This window comes from Thermococcus nautili (assembly GCF_000585495.1).
Taxonomy (GTDB): domain Archaea; phylum Methanobacteriota_B; class Thermococci; order Thermococcales; family Thermococcaceae; genus Thermococcus; species Thermococcus nautili.
This window is the reverse complement of the sequence record NZ_CP007264.1, coordinates 1,112,446-1,136,196: the sequence shown is the minus strand read 5'-3', so window position 1 is coordinate 1,136,196 and position 23,751 is coordinate 1,112,446. Positions and strand designations below refer to the sequence as shown.

The following is a 23,751-nucleotide window of genomic DNA, read 5'->3' as shown; positions in this document are numbered from 1 at the left end:
TTTCTTAGCATGCCCATGATTCTTGAATTGTTTTTCTTTTAATCTTTTAAGACTTCCAGAGAAAAGAAGTGGAACAAAGAGGGATTGAGAATCACTTCCCAAGCGGATAGTTCGGGGCCTCGTTTGTGATGAGTATGTCGTGCGGGTGGCTCTCCTTAACTCCCGCCTGCGTTATGATGACGAACTCGCCCTTCTCCTTTAGCTCTTCGATGTTTCTCGCCCCGACGTATCCCATTCCCGAGCGCAGGCCACCGACGAGCTGGTAGAGAACGTCGCTCACGCTTCCCTTGTAGGGAACGACGCCCTCAACACCCTCCGGGACGAACTTCCTCGTCTTCATGTGGCCCTTCTGGTAGTACCTCTCGGCCCCGCCCTTCATCATAGCCCCGAGCGATCCCATTCCGCGGTACTGCTTGTAGCGCCGTCCGTTGATTACGACCTCCTTGCCCGGCGCCTCTTTCGTTCCAGCAAGGAGAGAGCCGAGCATGACCGCGTCTGCTCCGGCCGCTATGGCCTTGACTATATCACCGGAGTAGCGGATTCCGCCGTCAGCGATGACGTGAAGCCCGTACTCGCTCGCTCTGTCCGCTACGAGCGCTATCGCTGTAACCTGCGGGACGCCGACGCCAGCGACGACACGGGTGGTGCATATGCTTCCCGGTCCTATTCCGACTTTAACAGCGTCGGCGAAGGTTAAATCATCGACGGCCTTCGGGTTGGCGATGTTTCCAACGATAAGGTCTGCATCGACCGCTTTCCTTATCTCCTTCATGGCTTTGATAGCCTTGAGGTTGTGGGCGTGAGCGGTATCGATGACGATGACGTCAACCCCAGCCCTGTCGAGGGCCTTTGCACGCTCAAGGTCAAATGGACCAACAGCAGCAGCAACCACCAAATCGCCGTTCTCGTCTCTGACGGCGTTCTTGTACTTTCTTCTCCTCGCCAAATCGCTCATCGTGATTATGCCAACGAGCTTCCCTTCAGAGTTCACAACAGGAAGCCTGTCAATCCTGTGCTCGAACATTAGATTGAGGGCTTCCTCTGCCGTTACGCTCTCTGGAACCGTTATCGGCTCGCCGGTCATTACTTCCCTCACGAGCTTTCCAGGCTTGACGGCTATGTCCTTCTTGCTGATTACTCCCACGACCTTTCCGTCCTCGACAACCGGCAGGCCGTCGATGTCGTTTTTCTCCATCAGGAAGAGGGCGTAGTCAATCGTCTCGTCGGGTGAAATCGAGATGACGTCCTCGACGATGAAGCGCTCGGCGCGCTTGACCTTCCTGACCTGCTCGACCTGTTCGCTTATGCTCATGTTCCTGTGGATTACTCCTAGTCCACCTTCCCTCGCCATCGCGACGGCCATCTCCCACTCCGTCACCGTGTCCATCGCGGCGCTGAGAATTGGAATATTAAGCCTTATCCTCGGCGTGATTCTCGTCGAGACGTCAACGTCCTTCGGCTCGACCTCGGTCGGCTGGGGTATGAGAAGAACGTCGTCGAAGGTGTAGCCCTTAATAGCATTAACAAGTTTGTGTTCAAACTTCCCCATTCCTCTCGGACCTCCGCGTCCTTTTTAACATGAACTTGGAGGGCATTTTTAAGGGTTTCGAGCGAGTGATGGCCTGTAAATTCGTCACGTCTAACCGCAGTAATGTGACATTATGACAAAGGGGGTAGGATTTTCGGTGAAGATTCCGTCTAGTGTACAAAAAAGCTCCCGAAAAACCAATATAGAACATTGTAGTCCGCTCTACGGTGATTGCCATGAGGAGGGGTTACGAAATTCAAAGGAGGGCTTCAGAAAAGCTCAGGGGGGAGGGCCAAACCATTCGTTAGCGCAAGGTCCGAGGAGTTGCTTTTCGAGATTCTAAAGGAAGGTCTCTTCTGGGCCGCCCTCGGAAAACCGTCGGAGGTCATGCCGTTTCTGAGGGGAAAGTTGCTGGGCAACGGATTGGGCGAGAGCTCCAAGAGACAGCTCGAGTGGCTTCTCGACGAGCTTGAGAGGTTCTACGAGCGCGTCGCCTGTTGCGGCAGGGTTGAGGAAAGGCACGTCAGGGCAATCAGGTCTTTCCACAGGGACATCGTCTCGGTGATAGAGACGGACGGGGCTTAGCTTTTTAACCCCTTCCTTCTACCCTCTCAGGGATGATGAGGGAAGTTTCGTCCGAGCGGTGAGGAAACTCGCATGGGCTGACCACCCTCAACCTTTTAAACGGCTCTTCTCTTCGCCCTTCGGGAAGAAAAATGAACGAAAACGAGAAGCTCTCAAAGTTCATCGCCAAGCTCAAGGTTCTCATCGAGATGGAGCGGAAGGCTGAGATAGAGGCCATGAGAGCCGAGATGAGACGGCTCAGCGGTCGCGAGAGGGAGAAGGTTGGAAGGGCTGTTCTCGGCCTCAACGGAAAGGTAATCGGCGAGGAGCTCGGCTACTTCCTCGTCAGATACGGGCGCGAGAGGGAAATCAAGACGGAGATAAGCGTCGGCGACTTGGTCGTGATAAGCAAACGAGACCCGCTGAAGAGCGATTTGGTTGGAACCGTCGTCGAGAAGGGGAAGCGGTTCATAACAGTGGCTTTGGAGACCGTCCCGGAATGGGCGCTGAAAAGCGTTAGGATAGACCTCTACGCCAACGACATAACCTTCAAGCGCTGGCTTGAGAACCTTGAAAACCTCCGGGAGAGCGGGAGAAGGGCTTTAGAGCTCTACCTCGGCCTGAGGGAGCCTGAAGGGGGTGAGGAAGTCGAGTTCACGCCCTTTGACAAGAGTTTGAACGCGAGCCAGAGGAGGGCAATAGCGAAGGCCCTTGGAAGCCCGGACTTCTTCCTGATTCACGGGCCGTTCGGGACTGGAAAGACGAGGACACTCGTCGAGCTGATACGGCAGGAGGTGGCGAGGGGGAACAGGGTTTTAGCAACTGCCGAGAGCAACGTGGCCGTTGATAACCTCGTCGAGAGACTGGTTGATTCCGGTCTGAAGGTCGTCCGCGTCGGACACCCAAGCAGGGTCTCAAGGGGCCTGCACGAGACGACCTTAGCTTACCTAATGACCCAGCACGAGCTTTACGGCGAGCTGAGGGAGCTTCGCGTAATCGGGGAGAACCTGAAGGAGAAGCGAGACACCTTCACGAAGCCCGCTCCGAAGTACAGGCGCGGGCTGACCGACAGGCAGATTCTCCGCCTGGCCGAGAAGGGAATAGGAACGAGGGGCGTTCCAGCTCGCTTAATCCGCGAGATGGCCCAGTGGCTTAAAATCAACGAGCAGGTGCAGAAGACCTTCGACGATGCGAGGAAGCTGGAGGAGAGGATAGCGAGGGAGATAATAAGGGAAGCGGACGTCGTTCTGACGACGAACTCTTCGGCCGGGCTGGAAGTGGTTGACTACGGCTCCTATGACGTTGCGATAATAGACGAGGCCACGCAGGCGACGATACCGAGCGTGCTCATCCCAATCAACCGCGCAGGGCGCTTCGTTTTGGCAGGCGACCACAAGCAGTTGCCCCCCACGATACTCAGCGAGAAGGCAAAGGAGCTGAGCAAGACTCTCTTCGAGGGCTTAATCGAGCGTTATCCCGGAAAGAGTGAGATGCTGACCGTCCAGTACAGAATGAACGAACGCCTAATGGAGTTTCCCAGCAGGGAATTTTACGACGGTAGAATCGAGGCGGACGAGAGCATCAGGAGAATAACGCTAGCCGATTTGGGAGTGAAATCGCCGGAAGATGGAGATGCATGGGCTGAGGTGCTTAAACCAGAGAACGTGCTCGTCTTCATAGATACTGCCAGAAGAGAAGACCGCTTCGAGAGGCAGAGGTATGGAAGCGAGAGCAGGGAGAACCCGCTCGAGGCGAGGCTCGTGAAGGAAGCCGTTGAGGGTCTCCTGAGACTCGGTGTTAAGGCTGAATGGATTGGCGTCATAACGCCTTACGACGACCAGCGCGATTTGATAAGCTCGCTTTTGCCTGAAGAAATAGAGGTCAAGACGGTGGACGGCTATCAGGGCAGAGAGAAGGAAGTCATAGTTCTCTCCTTCGTCCGCTCGAACAGGAAGGGTGAGCTGGGCTTTTTGAAGGATTTGAGGAGGTTGAACGTCTCGCTGACGAGGGCGAAGAGAAAGCTGATTCTGATAGGCGACTCCTCGACGCTGAGCTCGCACCCGACTTACAGGAGACTGGTGGAGTTCGTGAGGGAGAGGGAGACGGTGGTTGATGCCAAAAGGTTAATAGGAAAAGTTAAAATCAAATAGAGCAAAGTTGTTATGGGTGTTGAGATGGGGAAAATCATAACTCTCTCCGTTCCAGACTGGGTTGATGAGAAGAAGTTCAGGGAGGCCTTTATGAGGGCGTTACTTGAGAGTACCCCCGAGAGAATGAACGGGGAGGAGCTGAGAAAGTTACTCGGGATTAAAGAGACCGAAGACGAAATCGAAGTTCCTGAAGGGGTTGAGAATTTAAGAAAAAAGGACCGGGAGCGGGTTAAATGGCTGTCATAGACACAAACGTTGCCATAGAGCGTCTCAGAAGGGGAGAGAAAATCCACGAGAACATAACCGGGGTTACATTCGTTGAGTTTCCGAGGATTGTGAGGTACTCACGCTTTAAAGGGGACGTTCTGTTTCCAAACCTTGACGATTATCTTCTCGCTCATGAGCTTCAGGAAAAACTCCTCAAGCGAGGCAGTCCTCAAGGCTTTGCAGATTTGCTCATAGCGGCTATATGTATTAATCGGGGCGAAGAGCTGATAACATACGATTCCGACTTTGAAGAGATAGCGAAAGTCTCTTCTCTGAAATTGATTCTCCTCAAACGTTAAGCCTTTAAACTTCTTCCATAACTCGAAACCATGTTCCTCTACACGAAGAACTTCGAAGAGCAGAAGGCGAAGGCGATGGAGGGTCTGAGCAAGGCCTTGGCGGAGGGCAAGGTTGACGAGGACATAATAACCCTGCTCGAGAAAATCAACGCGCTTGAGAACTACTTCACAACCTCCTCCTGCTCGGGCAGGATTTCGGTCATGGAGATGCCCCACTTCGGCGACAAGGTCAATTCCGTCTGGCTCGGCAAGTGGCACAGGGAAGTTACCATCGAAGAGGTTTTTGAAGCGATTGGAAAGCACAAGTCCGGCCAGCTCTGGTTTCTTGTCCGGAGTCCTATCCTCCACGTTGGGGCGAGAACTCTGGAGGACGCCGTTAAGTTGCTCAACCTTGCCATAGGGCTGGGCTTCAAGTACAGCAACATCAAGAGCGTAAGCCACAGGAAGCTCCTCGTCGAGATTCGCTCGACCGAGAGAATGGACGTCCCGCTCGGCGCGGACGGCGAGCTGTGGGTGAGCGAGGACTACATCAGGAGAATTGTGGGCATAGCGAACGACCAGCTGAGGAGGTTTAAGGGAAAGCTGAGGAGACTGGAGGAAGAGGTTGGAAAGCTCAGCCAGAGCCAGTAAGAAGGGCCATTATTACGCTTATCGCTATCGAAACGAGTTCCAGCAGCTCATCGGAGCGCAGGGGAATTGCCCTTATCGTTTCAAGAGCCCTCTCGATTTCGTCGAGCAGTTCGTAGGCCTTCTCGTTCCCACCGGAGTTTATTAAGCCAATCCTGATTTTGTGAAGGTAAGTAATGGTCTCTTCTTTTATCGCTGAGACAAAACTCGACGCCATGTGCATTAGCACCCCAAAGAGCACTAAAGAACCCAATAAAAAGCCCCAACCGGAGATTAGTCCTGCATCGTTTTGGGGTATGCTCGTATACTTTGTAACCACCACGTAAACAGCCGAGAGTACTGAAACGGCGAGCAGAGCGGAAGCCACCGAAAGTCCTGGTCCAAACAGCATTTTAATCTGCCTTCCAAGCTCAACAAAACTCTCGGCGATATTCGTCAAAGGCTTGATACAGTTGGTGGGAGTCATCAAACAGGGGCTTTTCTTTGAATCAGCAAGCTTACCGAGTTCCACAACGGGTGAAACCTTTGTCGAGTTCAGGGACCGTATGACAGAGAGGTAACCAACAAAATACGCCATAAATGAGGCCCAGTATGCGTATATCCACACCAAAAGGGCGTAGTAGGTTAGACTTAGGATAACACGAAGATAAAACGCCCAAGGAGCGTAGGCCCTAACGTACGGGGAAAGGTAACCAAGAAAGTCCACCCAGCCGCTGAGACCCAAACGAAGGATGTCAAGAAGGATAACACCAATCATTACGAGTACAGAACCCAGGACAATTTTATCATGGTACTCCCATGTTTTTAAACGTTCCTTGGGGATACCTAAGAGCTCAACGCCTCGATTGGCCTCTCTAGAACGTGAATCTTCCTTCCTCCAGCGCTCCAGATTCTCAATGAGGTTAGTTGCGGGCTTGGCAAAGACGATGATTCCAACGATAGTAACCAGAACGGGACCGTAGGGCGTGTCAAGGTTAAGTCTGATAAACGGAAACTGGGGTTTGCCCGAGGAGAGCACCGAGAGAACGAGCGAAATAACAAGTTCAATCAGGACAATCCTCCAGTACCTTTTGGAAAGACCAAACCATTTGGGGTCTCCTGTGGATATATCCTTGAAATTCGGCACGGACATCCACACACCTCCAAACTTCAATTGGAAAAGCGGTTTTAAAGCCGTTTTCACTCCTCAATCCCCGCGAACCTGAGTAGGAATGCCAGACCAAGAACTCCCCAGAGGAACGTTGTTATGAGGGATGCCCTTCCTCCCGTCCCAGAGAGAACCTGGGAGGCACTCACGGTCGGGAGGAATACCAAGATTTTTGCAAGCCACCCCGGAAGGACGCTCGCCGGATAGTAAACCGGTGGAAAGACCGTCAGTCCAGCAACGAGAAGGTTCGAGAGCCTCATCACCCTAATCGGCTCCTTTCCCTTAACGCCCAGGAGGAAGCCAATTCCGGCGCTCCAGAGCCACAGCGCCGCTATCGCCGCGAGCATTCTTGGAAACGCCCAAACTCCGAGCCTCCAGACGAGTATCGCCGTTAACAGGACGACGTAGGGCAAAGCCGGAACGCTCATCCCGATGGAAATGCCGAGGGCCTTTCTCCAGTTGCTTCCAGGTAGGCTCATGATTATGTCGTAGAACCGCGAGCGGGTCTTCATCCCGACAAGCTCTATCGCAAGGTCCGCTATACCAACTCCAACGACGAAGCTCACAAGTGCACCGGCCAAGGCAGTGTTAAGAAACCTTCCCCCGCTGACAACGTAGACTATGAAGATGAAGGAGAGGGGCTGAAGTGCAAAGCTGAGGAGCGAGAACCTGCCCCTCGTGAGTGCCCTGGCGTAGTACTCAACGATGGCCACCATCGAGACCACCCGCAATGAAAACGTCCTCTATGGTGAGTTCCTCGACCTTAAAGGGCACGCCGGCCCTTTCAAGGACCTCAACGGCTTCTCTCTCCTCAGCCTTCGAGCGGGTGTAGACGTAGGTATTCCTCCCGGCCCTCCTCGTCAGGAAGCCATCAAGACGGACCTCGCCGAAGACGACGACCTTTGAATGAAGCCCCCTGAGGTATTCACCCGCAATTCTCTCCGACCTTCCGAAGGCCTCAACCCTTCCCTCCCTTAGGAGAAGAACGCGGTCGCAGACGCTGGATATCTCGTTGAGGTAGTGGCTGGTGAGAACTATAGTCGCTCCCTTAGCTCTCTCGCGGAGAACTTCCCAGAGCTTGAGCCTGCTCTCCACGTCAAGGCCAACGGTCGGCTCGTCGAGGAAGTACAGCCCGGCATCGGTAGATAGCACCATCGCGAGGAGAACCTTTCTCATCATACCGCCGGAGAGCGTTGAGACGGCCTCGTCCGCGTAGCTTATTTCAAACTCCTCGAGCGCCCTTTTAACCCTTATTCGAGCCTCTTTTCTCCCAACGCCGCGCATTCTGAGATAGTAATAGACGTAATCCCTCGGCGTGAGCGTGTAGAAGTGGGCTTTGACGTCCTGCGGAAGGAGGGCGAAGAGTTCTTTCGCCTCGCAGGGGTTCCTTCCAAAAACCCTAACCTCTCCAGAGTCGGGCTTCAGGAGGCACGTCAGAATTCGTATCAGCGTCGTCTTTCCAGCACCATTCGGCCCGATTACGCCGACTATCTCGCCTTCCTCGATGGAAAAGGAAACGCGGTCGAGGGCCACCTTTGGGCCGTAGAACTTCGAAAGGCCTTGAACCTCAACGGCGAACATACGAGAAGAGTTCTCGCGGAACTAAAAAGGATTTTGGAAGTTAAAGGGGAGAAGAATCAAAGCCTTCAGTCGAGGTCGCTACCGAAGTCGTTGCTTCCGCCCTTGTCCTCCTTGTCCTTCTCGAGCTTGCTGGCGGCGATGACGTCGTCGATGCGGAGTATCATTATTGCCGCCTCGCTGGCGCTCTTGATGGCCTGCTTCGGAACGCGGAGCGGAGCGATGACGCCCTTCTCCATCATGTCGGCCGGCTCGCCCTCGAAGACGTCGACACCGATGGTCGGACCCTTCTCCTTGTGGGCGGCGATGACCTTGACGAGGGTCTCGACCGGGTCGAGTCCGGCATTCTCGGCGAGGGTCCTCGGGATGACCTTGAGGGCCTCAGCGAAGGCCTCGATGGCGAGCTGCTCCTTGCCGCCGACCTCCTTGGCGTACTCGTCGAGCTTGATGGCGAGCTCAATCTCCGGAGCACCGCCGGCCGGGAGTATCTTGCCATCCTCAACGATGTCCTTGACGACCTTGACGGCGTCCTCGAGGGCCCTCTCGACCTCGTCAACGACGTGCTCGGTTCCACCCCTGATGAGTATGGTGACGGCCTTCGGGTTCTTACAGCCCTCGACGAATATCATGTTCTCGCCGGCAACCTTCCTCTGCTCGACAAGCTCAGCCTCACCAAGGTCCTCAGGAGTCAGGTCGCGGACGTTGGTTACAATCTTGGCGCCGGTGGCCTTGGCAAGCTTCTCCATGTCGCTCTTCTTAACGCGCCTGACGGCCATTATGCCGTACTTGGCGAGGTAGTGCTGGGCGAGGTCGTCAATGCCCTTCTGGACGAAGACGACGTTCGCTCCGACCTCCTTAATCTTGTCAACCATCTCCTTGAGCATGCGCTCCTCCTGCTCGAGGAAGGCCTGGAGCTGCTCCGGGCTGGTAATCCTTATCTCGGCGTCGGTCTCGGTCTCCTTGACCTCAAGGGCGTCGTTGATGAGCGCAATCTTGGCGTTCTCAACCCTCTTGGGCATGCCGGGGTGAACGACCTCCTTGTCGATGACGACACCGCGGATGAGCTGGGTCTCCCTAACGGAGGCACCCTCCTTCTTCTCGAACTTGATGTTGTCGAGGTCGACCTTGTACTTGTCGCCGACCTTCTCGGCGACCTGCCTGACGGCCTCAACGGCAATCTCGGCGAGGTACTCGCGCTCCTCCTCGGCGGCCTTTCCGGTGATTGAAGTCACAGCGGCCTTCTTGAGGGTCTCAACGTCGTCCGGGCTGACCTCCTTGGCGATGCCCTCAAGAATCTCCTGGGCCTTCTCGGCGGCAAGGGCGTAACCCTTGATGATTATGCTCGGGTGAATGTTCTGGTCAAGGAGCTCCTCAGCCTTCTTGAGGAGCTCGCCAGCAATGACGACAGCAGTGGTGGTACCATCACCGGCCTCCTTGTCCTGGGTCTTCGCGACCTCAACCATCATCTTCGCGGCCGGGTGCTGGATGTCCATCTCGTCAAGTATGGTGGCACCGTCGTTGGTGATGACGATGTCTCCGAGGCTGTCGACGAGCATCTTGTCCATACCCTTCGGGCCGAGTGTGGTCCTTATGGTCTCGGCAACGATTCTAGCGGCGAGGATGTTAAGCCTCTGGGCGTCCTTTCCAACGTACCTCTGGGTTCCCTCAGGCAGAATAACGACCGGCTGTCCAGCGAGCTGGGCCATCTCCCCTCACCCCCTCCCTTTTTCTTTTTTGCGGGATGAGGTCTTTTAGTAACCTTAAGTGCTTCCGCGTTATCATTCCTTTGGCCTATTTATAAGCTTTTCGGTGAACTGTCAGACAAGACTTATAAATCCCTACTAGAAAGAGTAATCATGAGCATGAGGAAGCTAATCCCAATTGTGGTACTCACCCTCGCCGTGGCATTGGTAGCGTATAGCCAATTTCAAGCTGGCGGGCTGGAAAAATACCTTGAGGACATCAACCAAAACCTCGACTACGTAGCCGTCGTCAGAGTAGACAACTTCACGACCCTCGTCCTCAAAGAGGAAAATCACTATCTCGTGGTTGAAGAACCCGACGCATCGGGAATATGGAGCCTGTTCAACGGGACCGGGAAGACAGTCAGGTGGACGATATGCGGCAGAGGCGGCCAGAACAACGGAACCCAAGAGATTCTGGGGCCGATTGTCTTTATGAACTACCTCCTTCCGGTCCTCAACGGAAGTCCACTCTACGACAGGAACGTCACTTGGGGGAACCCGATTGAGGTCACACTCGTCAGAAAACCCGGAGTTCCACCTTACGAGAACGTCACAATAAATGACACCAAATACGGCCCTCAGACGTTGCAAATCCCAGTGAACGACTGGATTAGGGCCAACTTAACAGTCTCGGACGGGAGGCTAAGGAAGGCGGTAGTGGTCGCAAGGTACCCGGACTACTTCAACTTCAGCACAAGCACCGTCAGGGTCGAGATAGAAATCGTGTATCGGGGAGAAAAAGACTACGAAAAGCTGAAAGCGCGCGTTGTGGAGCGCTACACGGAACTGCTAAGGGCCTGTCCAGGGGAACCCTCCATAAACTGGTTAACATGAACGGCAATGCCAAGTTCCTCAAGCCTCTCCCGCAGTTCCTCTACCTCTCTCCCCGGCCAGCAGTGTTCCGAGCACCAGTCCTCGTCCCTGGGGTTCGTTAAAGGCCTTCCAACGAGTGGATTCAGGACAACGTAGAAGTCAGTCTTCACCCTCCTAAGACCCTCTTCAATGTAAGGCCACGCGTCAAAGCCCTTCGCCACAGGAATTCTGAGTTCGAGAGGGATTCCGTAGTCCGAAACGACCTCAAGACCCCTCAGGAAGAGCCTCCAGAGCTTTTCCGCGGGCTTTTCGGGGAGACCGTATAGTGCCGGAGGAGCCTTGAGGTCTGTCGCTATATGGTCCACCAGGTCAGCCTTCAGGAGCTTTTCAAGGGGTCCGACGAGGGTGAGGTTCGTGTTGAGGCTTACTGGGACGTCCAGAAGCTTAACCTCCGCGAAGAGCGAGCTTAGCTCTCGCCACTGCATCAGCGGTTCGCCCCCGGTGACGTGGAAGTAGTCAATGAGAAACGCGCTCGCCTCAAGCTCGTCGAGGAGGGCTTTTCTGTCGAGGGGGAAGCAGTCGAGGCCTTCAGCTATGCGCCAGTTGTGGCAGAAGGGGCACCTCAGATTACACCCGCAGAGCCATAGCGTAAAGGTAACCTTTCCATGAACGTCGACCATGCTGACGCTCTTCCACCCGCTCGTGAGCATGGAACCACCTCCAGAAAAGAAATCAGGAGGAGTAGTGCCTCCTCGTCCAGAACTCCTTCTTCCTGAATGGGTTCCAGTTCTTGAGCGGTCTGTAGTAGCCGATTATTCTGCTCCACACCTCGACGTTCTCACTTCCACAGCGCGGGCAGTGGGTGTGCAGGCCCGTCGTTGAGTACCCGCAGGCATTGCAGACGGTTATTGCGGGAGTGTAGCTCCAGTAGACGAGCTCCGTCCTCATGAGCCTCTTAGTGAGCTTTGCAAGGGCTTCGGGGTCCGGCTCTTCGCCGAGGAAGATGTGCATCATCACTCCACCTGTGAAGCTCCTCTGGACCTTCTCCTCCACCCTTATCCTGTCGGCCAGCTCCAGAGAGCCGTAGTAGGGCGCCACGCTGGTCGAGTAAATGGGGTTCTCCGGGTCGCTGAGGTACTCCTTAAGCTCCGGGAACTCGCGGAGGTCTTTTATAGCCAACTTCGCCGCGGCGCTTTCACCGGGAACCTCCTCGACGTTCCAGGGCGTTCCCGTTTCCTTCATCCACTCCCTCGCTTTGGTCGTTGCGAACTCCACCATCTCCTTCATCAGCTCGGCCGCTCTCAGCCAGTCCTTTCTCGTTCCCTCCTCCCAGAGCTTCGGCTCGTTGAGGTAAATCGAGGCCGCCTCCGGAAGGCCGAGGATTCCGACGGTGTTGAAGTGACTGCTCGGAAACTCCTCGAGGTAGAGGTGAATCATGCTGTACATGTGCCGGTAGGCGGTGATAAGCCTCACGTAGCGCTCCCTGAACCAGTCCGTTGTTCTCCTCACGACTTCGAGAACCCTCTCATACTCCTCCCAGAATTTATCGTCGTCTCCTCCCGCCTTAAGGGCAAGCCTCGGGAGGTTTACCGTTGTCACGTTCACCGAGCCTGTAACGTCGGGCATCGCCCAGAGCCCGCCGAAGCGCCCCCTTTCAAGCCTCTCCAGCGCTTCCTCCTCGGCGTTCTTTCCTGAGACTCCGAAGGCAAAGGCCATCTCGGTCTTGTCTATTGCAATCCTGCAGCACATCGCGTAGCTCGCGTCCGGGTCAACGACGTTCGTGTTCAGCCAGTAGAAGCTCCCGCGCTTCGACGCCGTCGCAAAGACCGCTTCGAATATCTCTGGGTCGTCCCAGAGCATCTTGGCAGTGACCATCAGCGTCGGAATCGGGAAGGTGAAGGGCTGGCCGAGCGCGTCTCCCTCGCGGAGGACCTCAGTTAGGGCTATGAAAAACTCCTTCGCCTCCCTCTCATACTCGCCGAGGGGTTCGGCCTTCTCTCCAGCGTAAACCGCGTGGTCGCCCTCGAGCATCTTTTTGGGAGCGTCAAGCGTTACGGTGAAGTTAGTGAATGGAGTCTGCATCCCCACCCTGCTCGGGTAGTTGAGGTTGTAAACCAGCCTTTGAATCTGCTGTCTGATTTTACGCCTGTCTAAGCTTTCTTTCCTGATGAAGGGCCCAGCGTACCACTCGACCGAGCTCAAAGCCTGGGCACCGCTGAAGTAGTGCTGCATCGTTATGAGGTAGTTCGCTATGTGGTCGACGTAGGTGTCGAAGTGCCTGGCAGGTCTTGAGACTATGGTCGGAGTCTTGAGGCCCTTTTCGAGTAGCCTCGCGGTGCTGTGGCCAGTGCAGTAGGGGATGTAGAGGCTGTAGGGGAGCTTGTGGATGTATATATCGCCAGAGAAGTGCGCCTCCCTGCCCTCCTTCGGGACCAGTGAGATGCTCTCCTTTAAGGCCTCCTCCATCACGTAGGCGAAGAAACCCGTCGGGCCAGGGTATCGGTTGGCGTTCTCCAGAACGTCCAGACTGCTCCAGCCCGCGTACTCCTGAATGATGTCCTTCTTTACTGCCTCCATCTCGACCACCTGGATAAATTGTCCAGGTTCCTGAATTGTGGCCACGGCCTATAACCCTTCCCTTTGGATACTTGGACATAATATCCATTACCCGGGAAGAAGTGCGGTGAAACGATGAACTGAGTAAAAAATCAATGAACAGACGACGAACAAAATGACAATCCTGTCGGGTTGAGGGAGTGAATGCGACGGTAACTTGTCGAATATCCAAAATTAGCTCGAAAATTTTACCAAACTTTTTTGGTTTTATGGATACCATAGCTTTTTAACGGGTTCGGCCAACCGAAGGGCGGTGATGTGAAATGGACATCAAGAAAGAGTGGGAGAAAGCTTTGAGCGAGAAGGACTGCGAGAAACTGCTCGAGCTATTTGACGATTACATCGACTCGATAGAGACCGAGGAGGAGCTCAGGGAAGAGCTCAAGAGGCTTGGAGAAGTTGCCGTTCAGTGCGACGACCCCTACGACCTGCTCCACGAGATTGGACACGTTTACGCTCACCTCGACGACGTCGAGAGCGCGATAAAGCTCTACAAGCGGGTCGTTGAGAAGAAGAAGGACGACCCCGAGGAGTACGCGACGGCGCTCTACTATCTCGCCGATGCCTACGAGCACTTCGGAATGCCGGAGAAGGCGATAGAGACGTACCAGAAACTCCTTGAGCACGAGGAGAACATCCTGAAGAACGACAAGGAGATAGCGCTGACGTTAGCGAACCTCGCGGTGAACTACGACGAGCTCGGCGAAACGGAGAAGGCCATAGAGCTGATGGAGCGTGCGAGAGAGATATTCGAGCGCATAAACGACGAGAAGAACAGGCTCATAAGCCTCCTCGACTTGGCGCACTTCCACTACGAGCTCGGGGACTACGACACAGCAGAGGCGCTGATTAAGGAAGTCTTAAGGAACCCGCGCGACGACGAGATTGAGATAAACGCCAAGCTTGTCGAGGCCGAGATTCACGCTGGTAGAGAGGACTACGACAAAGCTTTCAAGGCCCTTCGCGAGGCCCTGCTGAAGGCAATCAACGTGAGCGACGATATATTCGGCGTCGTTTTCGACACGCTGGTTGACTTCATCGAGGGGCTGTTCAACGAGAACGCCTACGACACGATAGCGAGGAACATGGAGACCTTTGCCGAGCTCTTCGAGGACGACACAAGGCATTTCTTCAGGGCAATAGCAGAGCTGGCGCGCTGGCGCGCTGGGGACGAGGAAGCAAAGAAGCGCTTCGACGAGCTTTACGCGAAGGTGGAAAACGAGGAGCTTCGTTCGATACTCGACGAGTGGAAGAGGCCGAAGCTGAGCCTGAGTTTGGGGCTTTAAGTTTTTGCCTCTTCTTTCAATCCCTTTGCATAACGCTCTATCTCAAGGAGACTCCTCCGAATTACGTTCTCGCCGGCGTTCCAAATCTCTATCCCGATTACGTTTCTCTGCTCATCGTACTCGAACCAGATGTCCTCATCCACCTCATCGATATCCGCTACCGGGCCCTCCTTGAGGAGAATGTAGAGAATATCGGCCTTAGGGTCGTATCTAATCTTCATAACGAGCAAATCACAAAAAGAGCTCAAAAATGTTACTCAATAAGAAATAGAGGGAATTCAAATCCTCGAAACGGTCTCGACCTCGGCGCTCTCGACGTTCTCGACGTTCCTAAAGGCCTCGAGAACCTGGTCGAGGTCGTAGCCCTCCTCGTCCTTGGCCAGGACGTAGAACTTGAGGGCGACGAGACCGAACGCTATGGGCTCGCGCTCGACCTTGGCAAGACCGAACTTCTCAGGAAGAGCCTCCTTGAGCTTGGCCTCGAGCTCGTCGAGGTTGACCTCGGGGTCGGTCGGCATGACCTTAACAACCGCAACCATATTGTAGTCGCTCATCTTTTTCACCTCCTAGTTCACGGCCCCTCCCATCCGCACTTGGGACACTTGTAGGGAACGCTGAGGACCCTGCAGGATTCGCAGCGCCAGATTATCGCCTCGCCACAGTTCGGGCAGACGAAGTGAGTGGCGTGCTCCCTTGGGGTTATCTCCTTTCCGCATGAGGTGCATACGGGTATCTCGAACTTCATCTCCACTGCGAACACCTCCAAGAAAGGTGGTTTTTAAATCTCTGGTGAGCGTTGCCCGGCCGATTTATAAGCTTTTCCCCGGGCAAGATTCACAACGGCCTTTGAGAAAGCGTGACCAAGGAAACTTTGCCTACAGCCTTTGAGAAGGGCTGATGAAATGAGCGTCCTTCGTTCCAAAAGAGCAAAGAACAGTCGTGCACTAACGAAGAGCAAGTTCATACAGGGTTTAACACCAAAACTCCTTGAGATTGTTTCAAATTCCTACCGACGCCCTTCGGACGCCTTCAAAGAGAGAAAATCCTCACAAAAAGGAGCAAATCCAATAGAAACCCCTTCAAAACCTGCACTTCCAAAAAAGCACCTAACCTTCCGCCAGCGCTTGCACAGGAAGCTTTTGAAAAAAGCTTCACCAAAAGTTAGTAGCTCCTGCTCGAGGGCTCAAGTAGAGCAGATTTTGCTCACAAAATCGCGCATCCTCAATAGAGAACACATCCAAAGAACACCTACAAAAGAGGGTTTGCTCTCTTCTTGACGCCCTTCGGGCGTCGATTTTAAATGTAAACCCATAAGCAAGGGGCAATTTGAAAAGTTCTCACTCTCAAAGTGGCCATTCAATAAGAAAATCACTCAAAATAGCTTTCCAGAAGGAGCTACCAACTTTGATGAAACTTTGCCCAGCAAAGTTTCTATGGCGGGCCGGGCGGGATTTGAACCCGCGACCTTCGGCTCCGGAGGCCGACGCTCTATCCAGGCTAAGCCACCGGCCCACCCCGGGATAAATACAGGCCGGGACTTAAAAATCTTAACCCGGGATAAAGCTTTTTAGAGTTCGCGAGAAGAATAAACTAGGTGAACGTCATGGAGCCCCACGAATTCAAGCTCACCGAAGAGGGCATCAAAGCCGTTCTCCCGCCCCTCGAAGCCGAGATAATGGAGCACATGTGGAAGGTAAAAGTGGCAACGGCAGGCCAGGTTTACGAGTACATGAAGGAGAAGCACCCTGAGATAAGGCGCTCTACGATAAGCATCCTGATGAACCGCCTCTGCGAGAAAGGGCTCCTCCAGAGAAGTGTTGAGAAAGGCAGGGGCGGTATGAGGTATGTCTACTCAATAACGACGACGAGAGAGGAGTTCGAACAGAAGGTCGTCCAGAGCATCCTCGACGCTCTGATGACGAACTTCAGGGAGGCAACCTACGCCTACCTGTCAAGGATAAAGAAGTGATGGGCGATGCTCTACGTGATACTCGCCCTTGAGGTTCTCCTAGTCGTTGAAGCCCTCGGAGACCTCGGGGTTGCGATGGCCGGCGGCGCAATGGCGTTCCTTGGTGCACTCTACATCTGGGCAACGAGACACAAGTTCGGAGAGAACCTAATTCCCCTCGAGAGGGAGGAAATGCCCTGGCTCTACGACGGCATAGCCGAGCTCGCCGAGAAAGCCAAAGTCCCAATGCCCAAGGTCTACCTGCTCGATGATTACATACCCAACGCGTATTCCTTCGGCAACACGATAGTCCTCTCCCTGGGTCTCTTTGAAGTGCTCGACGAGGATGAGATAATCGCCGTCGCCGCACACGAGCTGGGTCACATAAAGAACCGCGACACCAAGTGGTTCCCGATGGTAACCTACGGAAGGTGCCTCATGATGATAACAACGCTGGCACTCCTCATAGCAGGAAGCATCCCGGTCAAGGGGGCTGCAACTGTCCTCTACATAGCGTACGAGCTTGCAAGGAGCGACTTTATGAAGAAGAGGGAATTCCTGGCAGATGAAACGGCCCTCAGATTGCTCACCATACCCATGAGTCTCAAGAGGGCCCTTGAGGAGCTCAAGTACTACGAAGACCTCAGGATGAACGTCAAGGTCAACGCGGTTCCGAGCATAGAGCCGGGCATAGAGAGGGAAAAGCGCTTCGCGTTCTTCACCGAAACCCACCCAAGCTACGAGGAAAGAATCCTTAGGATAACGTTTGAGATGAACAACCTGATGAGGATGAAGCAGGTGCAGTGATATGACGGTTGAGATTTTCCTCGACCCAGAGAAAGCCGAGAGGATAAGGCGAATCAGGCCAACAAAGGACGAGTACTTCATGCTCATAGCGAAGCTCGTCTCGCTCAGGGCAACCTGTCCGAGGCTCAGGGTCGGAGCAGTGGCTGTGAAGGACGGCTACATACTCGCCACCGGCTACAACGGCGCACCGAGGGGAATGGACCACTGCATTGACGTGGGCTGTCTCATAGTTGACGGCCACTGCCACAGGGCGGTTCACGCGGAGCAGAACGTCATAGCGATGGCCGCTCGGAAGGGAATAAGCCTCGAAGGCGCTACCCTCTACGTCACGCACTTCCCCTGCGACACCTGCTTCAAGCTCGTCATCAACGCGGGAATCAAGGAGATAGTCTACGAGGAGATGTACCCCAACGAGGCCACCGAGATACTGCTTAAGGAAGCCCAGGAGAAGGGGATAGTGAAGATAAGGCAGTTCAAACTGCCGAAGGAGCGCGTTAGGGCGTTCCTTGAAGAGCTCTTCGGGGAGTTCATTTGAGCTTTTTCTCAATCTCCTCCAGCCTTCTGTTTATTTCCTCGAGTTCTATGGCAACTTTCCTCGTCAGCTCGGTTATCTCGCGCTCGGTCTTGTCCACCGCGAGGTAGACCTTGAAGATTATCAGGTATGCCGCTCCAATCGCCACGACGAAGAGGGCATCGAGTCCCCTGCCGAGGCCTAGGATGTCCTTAATTTCAAGGGCAATTCTAAGGGGAAACAGGGCAACTAGGAGCAAACCCAGAAGAAGAACTTCCCAAAACAGAAAGTCCCCCCACTCAAAATCGCCCCTCCTGTACTTACCGAGGACATAGACCATAAGGGCGAGCACGATTACAAGTGTAATCATCTGAACGACGTACATTCCCATCACCTCAGCTTGTCGAAGAGAAGGTTGAGCGCTATCTTAACACCCTCCAAAACGTTGGTTCCTTTCTTCATCGAGTACTCAGTGTAGACGGCCTTAATCGGAACCTCGACGATTCTACAACCGGCTTTGGAGGCCTCGATTATAATCTCGCTCGACACGGCGTAGCGGTCGCAGGTTATCCTTATCTTCCTCACGCAGTCCCCGCTGAGGCACCTCAGCCCGCTCTGGCTGTCGCTGACGTACTTCCGGGCAAAAACAGCGGTCACCGCGTCGAGAACGAAGTTGCCGAACTTCTTCACGAAGGGCATCTCACTCGTGTCCCCCTTAAGCCTCGAACCGACGGCGAAGTCCACCTTTCCTTCAGCGACCGGCTTCATGACGCGGAGCGCGTCACTTAGGAGATGCTGACCGTCGGCATCGAAGGTCAGGACGAGCTTCGCGTTCCTCCTGACGGCGTAGGCGAAACCCGTTCCGAGGGCACCGCCGAGTCCCCTGTTGACGAGGTGCGTTAAAACGTGAACGCCGTAGGAACGTGCTATCTCCTCCGTCCTGTCGCGGGAGCCGTCGTTCACGACGATTATCTCGTCCCGCCTGAAGTAGCGGAGAAGGTCCTCAATGACCGCGCCGATGGTCTTCTCCTCGTTGTAGGCCGGCACCACGACGTAGCTTGAGAACAGCCTTTCAAAGAGCTCCTTAAGGTGAAGGAGGTTCTCAACCTCGAAGTTGGGCTCGGCCTCCACCTGAAAGCTCATCCTGCCCGCGTCATGGCCAGTAACGAGAACGCTGAGCGCGCCGAGCTTCCTAGCTGGTATGATGTCGTAGCCGTGGTCTCCAACGACAACCGCTTTCTCCGGCGGGACGTTGAGTTTGTCGAGGATTCTCCCCAGCTGGCCGGGGTTGGGCTTCAGCTCCTCCGGAGGAACGTCGTCCCGCGTCGAGATTATGTCGAAGTAGTCTTTGAGGCCGTGAAGCTCAAGGGCCTTCATCGTGGCCTTCCTTGAACTCCTCGTCATAAGGGCGAGCTTTATCCCCCGATTCCTGAGAAAGTCAAGGAGCTCCCTCGCACCCTCAAAGACGAAGCTCTCGTTCATTCTCTCGGCTTCAAGCTCGATGAGAATCGAGTAGAGCTCCTCGAAGGGCCTACCCGTCTTTTTAGACAGCTCTATAAGGCCCTCGTACATCGGCGTTAGGTCGCCTATGAGCTCCTCAGGGATTCCGAGGGAGATTAGCCTCTCCCTGAGCTCTGACTTTATCTCGCTGAAGGGTTTTTCCGCACCCACGAGGGTTCCATCGAGGTCGAAAAGGACCGCCCTGATGTCCATGCTACCACCGAAGGGTTTATTTTCGCTCCCGCGTAGGGAAGCCGGTGTCAGAGATGATAACGTTCCTCGCGCTTATAGCTTTAATCCTTTCGCTCGTCCTCACTGGATACGTCAGGGAGCTCATGAGGAAAGCGGGAATCGTTGGCAGGGACATCCACAAGCCGGAAAGGCCGGAAGTTCCCGAGATGGGGGGAATTGCTATAGTCCTGACCGTTGGAGTCCTCGGAGCGCTGGTGAAGCCCGACGTCCTCCCAGTTTTCCTGCTCTTTGGCCTCGTCGGCGTCATAGACGACCTAACTGCCCTCAGGCAGTCCCACAAGGTAGTCCTCTCACTCCTTGTCTCGATTCCGGTGGCGTTCCTGGACGTGGGGAGGAGCGTTGACATCTTCGGCTACAACCTCAACCTCGGAATCCTATATCCGGTTTTCGCGGTTCTGTTCGTCACAGGCTCGGCGAACCTCGTGAACATGCTGGCCGGGTTCAACGGACTTGAGGTGGGCACGAGCGCCATCGCACTCGGCTTCCTCGCGCTGATGACGGACGGAACGGCAAGAGAGCTCGCGTTGATAGGGCTCGGAGCTTCCCTCGGCTTCCTCTGGTGGAACAGGTATCCAGCCAGGGTCTTCCCCGGCGACACTGGGACGCTCAGCCTCGGAGCTTTGATAGGCCTCGTCGGAATCCTCGGCAAGGTTGAGGTCTATACCGCCATCCTGCTGATTCCGCACTTCCTCGACTTCACGATAAAGGCCCTGAGCGTCCGCTTTGGTGTGAGAAGGCACGGGAGAACGGAGGTAATGCCGGACGGGACTCTGAAGGCCCCACCCTATCCAAGCTTCCTGGGAACAATAATGAGAAGGGTCAGGGTAACGGAGCCGAAGCTCGTGGCAATCGTGTGGGGAATAGAGTTCACACTCGGTCTTCTCGCCTGGGCTCTGAGTCAATTACTTTGACCATTCCAAAGCCATACCTCGTTTTTTCTCCAAAGCCGGTTTCATAGCCGAACTTCGCGAGCTCCCGCGAGCCGGTGTAGCGGAACACCATGAGGGAGCTCCTGAAGTAGGTGTCCCTAACAAGAATCCTCACGGGCTTGAACTTGAGAACCTCAAGCTTGAACTCCTTGTCCTCAGGCATGTGGCCGTAGATGGCCGAGTAGCGCATCAGCATTACCTTGCGGAGCTTGTCAAAGAACATCTCGTCGCCGGGATACAGGTCCCATATCTTCATTCTTCCGTTGACGAACTTGACAGTCCTGACCATTATCGGGCTGAGCGTCGAGAACAGGACCTCGTCCTTGAGCTCGGGCTCTTTGAGAACCTTAACGTTGTCCGCTATGAACGTCGCGTCCCCAATCTTAAGGAGAGGGTCGTCGAGGAAGCCCTCGGCGATGGCCTTGATGAGCTCCCCGGAGTGGGACGAGACGTAGAGGGAAACGTCGTCCGAGAGAACCTTAATGCCAGCCTCTGGAAGAAGCTCTCTCTTACGAACCATAATACGGGAGAACGTGAAGTGGTCCGCGTGACTTGTTTCTACTTCGTGGGCCAGCTCTGGAGAAACGAGGTATATCTTCTCTAAAATCTGTGTGTAGACCTCGTAGTTGTAGTTGAAGGGCAGTATCGTTCCTTCCTCAGCGGGTCTCAGCTTGATTTCGATTCTCATTCCACCCCACCCCGGTTTCAACCAGGAAGAATTGGAACTCAAGGTTAATAAGAATTTCGCATGTCAAACGTCGATTCAGTTACAACTCTAAAGAGTCAGCAATGGATGTTGAATATCAAGTAACACCAGCAGAGACAACAGACGACCCAACAAGGTTAAAAAGGACTCCGGTGATAATGACACAGTGGAGAGGTGAGAGAGCATGAGCATTGAGGATGCAAACATTCACGAAGGTTACGATGATTACATCACCTTCTTGAAGAGACGCATAAGGCAACTCGAGCTCCAGGTGAGGACGCTCGAGGCCGATAAGGAGAGGCTTGAGAGGGAACTTTCGAGGCTCAGAATGGAAATGTCGAGGCTTCGCCAGCCCCCTGCCTTCGCGGGCAACGTCATCGAGGTTCTCGACGATGAGAGGGCCATAGTCCAGAACTACAACGGTCCACGCTTCGTCGTCAGAATCGCCCCCTGGATAGAGAGGGACAAGCTGAAACCCGGCTCAAGGGTCGCCCTGGACCAGAGGACGATGGCGATAGTCGAGCTCCTTCCAACGGAGAAGGACCCGAGCGTCCTCGGCTTCGAGGTCATAGAGAGGCCCAACGTTACCTACAAGGACATCGGCGGTCTCGACAAGCAGTTGCAGGAGCTCCGCGAGGCCATAGAGCTCCCCCTCAAGCACCCCGAGCTCTTCGAGAAGGTTGGAATCGAGCCCCCGAAGGGAGTCCTCCTCTACGGGCCACCTGGCTGTGGAAAGACCCTCATGGCGAAGGCCCTCGCGAGAGAGGTCAACGCAACCTTCATTCGCGTCGTTGGAAGCGAACTGGTCAGGAAGTTCATCGGAGAGGGTGCTCGCCTGGTCCACGAGCTCTTCGAGCTCGCCAAGGAGAAGGCCCCAACGATAATCTTTATCGACGAGATTGACGCCATAGGCGCTAAAAGAATGGACGAGACGACCGGTGGCGAGAGGGAAGTCAACAGGACCCTGATGCAACTCCTCGCTGAGATGGACGGCTTCGACCCGCGCGGGAACGTCAAGGTCATAGCGGCAACCAACAGGCCCGACATACTCGACCCAGCCCTGCTGAGGCCGGGAAGATTCGACAGGCTGATTGAAGTCCCGCTCCCGGACTTCCGCGGAAGGCTCGAGATACTCAAGGTCCACACGAGGAAGATGAACCTGAGGGACGTTGACCTGCGCATCATAGCGGAACTCACCGAGGGCGCGAGCGGAGCGGACTTGAAGGCCATAGCGACCGAGGCTGGAATGTTCGCCATCAGGGACAGGCGCGAATACGTTACACAGGACGACTTCCTCAGGGCTGTAGAGAAGGTTCTTGGAGCTGAGAAGAGGCTCGCCCAGGCGATAGCGATGCACGAGGTCATGTACGGCTGACCTTTTCTGCCCTCTTCGTTCCCTTTATTACACTCCACGCCAGGGCGTAGAGAACCGCTATGGCGAAGAAGGCCTCCCTGTAGCCAAGCCTGTCTATAAGCCAGCCCGTGAAGTACGGTCCGACCGTTGCCCCGAAGAAGCCCACCATGTTAACGAAGCCCATAACCGGTCCAAGGTTGTCCTTTCCTGCAGTTTCGGCGGTGAAAGCCGTAACCATCGGGCCGACCGAGTAGAAGGTCAGGCCGAGGACGAGGGCAGAGAGGAAGCCTGGCTTCAAGACGAGGAGAACGATTAGGAGCGCGTTTGAGAGGAAGGCGAGTTCAAGGGCCTTCCTTCCGAGCCTGTCGTAGAGGACTCCTCCGGTGAGGGAACCCGCGATGCCGACCAGCGAGAGGAGGGAGAAGAGGTAAGAAGCCTTTTCAACGCCCATCCCCGTTGAGGTCAGGAAGGCAACGAGGAATGTTAGAACGCCGAAGAAGGCCATCAGGGCGAGGAAGTTCGCAATCGCTAAGTTCACCGAGCCGACCTCGATTGAGAGCCTCGCCTTACCGCTTCTTTCCTCAAGGGTCCTGAGGGAGATTACGAGCAGGACTCCAACGGTTAGGCTCATAACGGCCAGAATCGGGAAGGCGTAGCGCCAGCCGAGGTTCAAAGCCACAGACACGACGAGGAGCGGAACTATTCCGGAACCGACGGGCGGGCCGAGCATGAAGACGCCGAGGGCGGAGCCCTTTCTCGTTCCATAGGTTTCGGCTATCAAAGCCGTTGCGGGGGCGTAGTAGAGGCCAGAGAAAAAGCCGTAGAGCGCTCTAAAGGCCAGGACTTCCCAGTACTGGGAAGCGAAGAAGAGCATCGCGGAGGAGATTGAGTACCCGAATATGCTCAAAGCGAGGAGCCTCTTCCTCCCGAAGCGGTCGCCGAGGTAGCCTGCTGGAACCTGAATGAGAGCGTAGGGGAGGAGCAGGGCAGTCATTAGAAGTCCCGCCTGGGCGTTGCTCAGATGGAACTCTGCCTTTATCATTGGAAGGAGCGGGGAAACGGCCATCCTGTGGGCGTAGTTGAATATCCAGCCGAGGGTTATCAGGATAAGCGGAACGAGCATG

27 protein-coding genes and 1 tRNA gene are annotated in these 23,751 nt (G+C 54.9%); 13 read left to right on the top strand and 15 right to left on the bottom strand.

The annotated features are described in order from the left end of the window. Window positions 1-91 precede the first annotated feature (91 nt). A complete protein-coding gene (gene guaB, locus BD01_RS06260) occupies window positions 92-1,549 on the bottom strand; it encodes an IMP dehydrogenase (protein ID WP_042691049.1) in 1,458 nt (485 codons plus the stop codon). Window positions 1,550-1,852: 303 nt separating this feature from the next. Here guaB and BD01_RS06255 point away from each other — a divergent pair, with 303 nt between their 5' ends. The 5 genes from BD01_RS06255 (at window position 1,853) to taw3 (ending at window position 5,438) form a co-directional block, all read left to right on the top strand. Further along, window positions 1,853-2,113, top strand: coding sequence for a hypothetical protein (locus BD01_RS06255; protein WP_042691047.1), 261 nt, complete (start codon window positions 1,853-1,855; stop codon window positions 2,111-2,113). A gap of 131 nt (window positions 2,114-2,244) precedes the next feature. Further along, entirely contained in the window at window positions 2,245-4,242 is a 1,998-nt protein-coding gene (locus tag BD01_RS06250) for an IGHMBP2 family helicase (protein ID WP_042691046.1), read from the top strand. Window positions 4,243-4,266: 24 nt separating this feature from the next. Next, window positions 4,267-4,488 carry a hypothetical protein gene (locus BD01_RS06245; protein WP_042691044.1) on the top strand — a complete coding sequence of 74 codons (222 nt, stop codon included), beginning with the start codon at window positions 4,267-4,269 and terminating at the stop codon, window positions 4,486-4,488. Continuing rightward, window positions 4,476-4,808, top strand: coding sequence for a PIN domain-containing protein (locus tag BD01_RS06240; protein ID WP_042691043.1), 333 nt, complete (start codon window positions 4,476-4,478; stop codon window positions 4,806-4,808). Before BD01_RS06245 ends, BD01_RS06240 begins: the two co-directional genes overlap by 13 nt. Window positions 4,809-4,838: 30 nt before the next feature. Continuing rightward, on the top strand, window positions 4,839-5,438 hold the full coding sequence (gene taw3, locus BD01_RS06235; RefSeq protein WP_042691041.1) for a tRNA(Phe) 7-((3-amino-3-carboxypropyl)-4-demethylwyosine(37)-N(4))-methyltransferase Taw3: 600 nt from the start codon (window positions 4,839-4,841) through the stop codon (window positions 5,436-5,438). Here taw3 and BD01_RS06230 read toward each other — a convergent pair. The 4 genes from BD01_RS06230 to thsB form a co-directional block, all read right to left on the bottom strand. Beyond that, on the bottom strand, window positions 5,422-6,567 hold the full coding sequence (locus BD01_RS06230) for a hypothetical protein (RefSeq protein ID WP_156927391.1): 1,146 nt from the start codon (window positions 6,565-6,567) through the stop codon (window positions 5,422-5,424). The genes taw3 and BD01_RS06230 overlap by 17 nt on opposite strands. Window positions 6,568-6,614: 47 nt before the next feature. Continuing rightward, entirely contained in the window at window positions 6,615-7,298 is a 684-nt protein-coding gene (locus BD01_RS06225; RefSeq protein WP_042691037.1) for a sterol desaturase family protein, read from the bottom strand. Further along, window positions 7,282-8,163, bottom strand: a complete 882-nt coding sequence (locus BD01_RS06220; protein ID WP_042691036.1) for an ABC transporter ATP-binding protein — start codon at window positions 8,161-8,163, stop codon at window positions 7,282-7,284. The genes BD01_RS06225 and BD01_RS06220 overlap by 17 nt, the downstream gene beginning before the upstream one ends. Window positions 8,164-8,228: 65 nt before the next feature. Continuing rightward, window positions 8,229-9,866 (bottom strand): thermosome subunit beta, encoded by a 1,638-nt coding sequence (gene thsB / locus BD01_RS06215; protein WP_042691034.1) that lies wholly within the window; start codon window positions 9,864-9,866, stop codon window positions 8,229-8,231. A 150-nt stretch (window positions 9,867-10,016) separates the two neighbouring features. On the opposite strand from thsB, the gene BD01_RS06210 reads away from it, so the two are divergent. Next, window positions 10,017-10,739 (top strand): hypothetical protein, encoded by a 723-nt coding sequence (locus BD01_RS06210; RefSeq protein ID WP_042691032.1) that lies wholly within the window; start codon window positions 10,017-10,019, stop codon window positions 10,737-10,739. Here the strand turns inward: BD01_RS06210 and BD01_RS06205 are convergent. Both BD01_RS06205 and BD01_RS06200 read right to left on the bottom strand, forming a co-directional pair. Next, entirely contained in the window at window positions 10,682-11,428 is a 747-nt protein-coding gene (locus BD01_RS06205) for an anaerobic ribonucleoside-triphosphate reductase activating protein (RefSeq protein WP_042691030.1), read from the bottom strand. The two genes, BD01_RS06210 and BD01_RS06205, sit on opposite strands and share 58 nt — an antisense overlap. Before the next feature lie 22 nt (window positions 11,429-11,450). Beyond that, on the bottom strand, window positions 11,451-13,295 hold the full coding sequence (locus tag BD01_RS06200) for an anaerobic ribonucleoside triphosphate reductase (protein ID WP_042691029.1): 1,845 nt from the start codon (window positions 13,293-13,295) through the stop codon (window positions 11,451-11,453). Window positions 13,296-13,597: 302 nt separating this feature from the next. Between BD01_RS06200 and BD01_RS06195 the strand changes: the two genes are divergently transcribed. Further along, window positions 13,598-14,620 (top strand): tetratricopeptide repeat protein, encoded by a 1,023-nt coding sequence (locus BD01_RS06195; RefSeq protein WP_042691027.1) that lies wholly within the window; start codon window positions 13,598-13,600, stop codon window positions 14,618-14,620. On the opposite strand, the gene BD01_RS06190 is transcribed toward BD01_RS06195, so the two are convergent. The 3 genes from BD01_RS06190 to BD01_RS06180 are packed head-to-tail and all read right to left on the bottom strand — an operon-like array spanning window position 14,617 to window position 15,365. Beyond that, window positions 14,617-14,841 (bottom strand): DUF2283 domain-containing protein, encoded by a 225-nt coding sequence (locus BD01_RS06190; protein ID WP_042691025.1) that lies wholly within the window; start codon window positions 14,839-14,841, stop codon window positions 14,617-14,619. The two genes, BD01_RS06195 and BD01_RS06190, sit on opposite strands and share 4 nt — an antisense overlap. A 57-nt stretch (window positions 14,842-14,898) precedes the next feature. Then, the gene (locus BD01_RS06185; RefSeq protein ID WP_042691023.1) at window positions 14,899-15,174 is read right to left on the bottom strand and encodes an elongation factor 1-beta; all 276 of its coding nucleotides are present in this window, start codon (window positions 15,172-15,174) and stop codon (window positions 14,899-14,901) included. Between the two features lie 17 nt (window positions 15,175-15,191). Then, window positions 15,192-15,365, bottom strand: a complete 174-nt coding sequence (locus BD01_RS06180) for a zinc finger domain-containing protein (protein ID WP_050003902.1) — start codon at window positions 15,363-15,365, stop codon at window positions 15,192-15,194. 157 nt (window positions 15,366-15,522) lie between these two features. On the opposite strand from BD01_RS06180, the gene BD01_RS11250 reads away from it, so the two are divergent. Beyond that, window positions 15,523-15,897 (top strand): hypothetical protein, encoded by a 375-nt coding sequence (locus BD01_RS11250; protein WP_156927390.1) that lies wholly within the window; start codon window positions 15,523-15,525, stop codon window positions 15,895-15,897. A 157-nt stretch (window positions 15,898-16,054) separates the two neighbouring features. Here the strand turns inward: BD01_RS11250 and BD01_RS06175 are convergent. Then, window positions 16,055-16,132: transfer RNA gene (locus BD01_RS06175), tRNA-Arg, on the bottom strand. Between the two features lie 91 nt (window positions 16,133-16,223). Between BD01_RS06175 and BD01_RS06170 the strand changes: the two genes are divergently transcribed. From BD01_RS06170 to BD01_RS06160, 3 genes are read left to right on the top strand one after another with little or no spacing between them, the layout of a single operon-like run. Next, complete coding sequence (locus BD01_RS06170; RefSeq protein WP_042691021.1) at window positions 16,224-16,589, top strand: BlaI/MecI/CopY family transcriptional regulator; 366 nt, start codon at window positions 16,224-16,226, stop codon at window positions 16,587-16,589. 6 nt (window positions 16,590-16,595) lie between these two features. Beyond that, window positions 16,596-17,375: a M48 family metallopeptidase gene (locus BD01_RS06165; RefSeq protein ID WP_042691020.1), complete on the top strand. Its 780-nt coding sequence runs from the start codon at window positions 16,596-16,598 to the stop codon at window positions 17,373-17,375. Window position 17,376: 1 nt separating this feature from the next. Then, window positions 17,377-17,910: a deoxycytidylate deaminase gene (locus BD01_RS06160; protein WP_042691018.1), complete on the top strand. Its 534-nt coding sequence runs from the start codon at window positions 17,377-17,379 to the stop codon at window positions 17,908-17,910. On the opposite strand, the gene BD01_RS06155 is transcribed toward BD01_RS06160, so the two are convergent. Both BD01_RS06155 and BD01_RS06150 read right to left on the bottom strand, forming a co-directional pair. After that, on the bottom strand, window positions 17,903-18,271 hold the full coding sequence (locus tag BD01_RS06155) for a DUF2304 domain-containing protein (protein WP_042691017.1): 369 nt from the start codon (window positions 18,269-18,271) through the stop codon (window positions 17,903-17,905). The two genes, BD01_RS06160 and BD01_RS06155, sit on opposite strands and share 8 nt — an antisense overlap. Window positions 18,272-18,276: 5 nt before the next feature. After that, a complete protein-coding gene (locus BD01_RS06150; RefSeq protein ID WP_042691015.1) occupies window positions 18,277-19,599 on the bottom strand; it encodes an HAD-IA family hydrolase in 1,323 nt (440 codons plus the stop codon). Between the two features lie 53 nt (window positions 19,600-19,652). Here BD01_RS06150 and BD01_RS06145 point away from each other — a divergent pair, with 53 nt between their 5' ends. Then, complete coding sequence (locus tag BD01_RS06145) at window positions 19,653-20,549, top strand: MraY family glycosyltransferase (protein WP_042691013.1); 897 nt, start codon at window positions 19,653-19,655, stop codon at window positions 20,547-20,549. On the opposite strand, the gene cas6 is transcribed toward BD01_RS06145, so the two are convergent. After that, window positions 20,506-21,255 (bottom strand): CRISPR-associated endoribonuclease Cas6, encoded by a 750-nt coding sequence (gene cas6, locus BD01_RS06140; RefSeq protein WP_042691012.1) that lies wholly within the window; start codon window positions 21,253-21,255, stop codon window positions 20,506-20,508. The genes BD01_RS06145 and cas6 overlap by 44 nt on opposite strands. Before the next feature lie 202 nt (window positions 21,256-21,457). On the opposite strand from cas6, the gene BD01_RS06135 reads away from it, so the two are divergent. After that, on the top strand, window positions 21,458-22,648 hold the full coding sequence (locus tag BD01_RS06135; RefSeq protein WP_042691010.1) for a proteasome-activating nucleotidase: 1,191 nt from the start codon (window positions 21,458-21,460) through the stop codon (window positions 22,646-22,648). On the opposite strand, the gene BD01_RS06130 is transcribed toward BD01_RS06135, so the two are convergent. Next, window positions 22,635-23,750 carry an MFS transporter gene (locus BD01_RS06130; protein WP_042691008.1) on the bottom strand — a complete coding sequence of 372 codons (1,116 nt, stop codon included), beginning with the start codon at window positions 23,748-23,750 and terminating at the stop codon, window positions 22,635-22,637. The two genes, BD01_RS06135 and BD01_RS06130, sit on opposite strands and share 14 nt — an antisense overlap. Window position 23,751 lies beyond the last annotated feature (1 nt).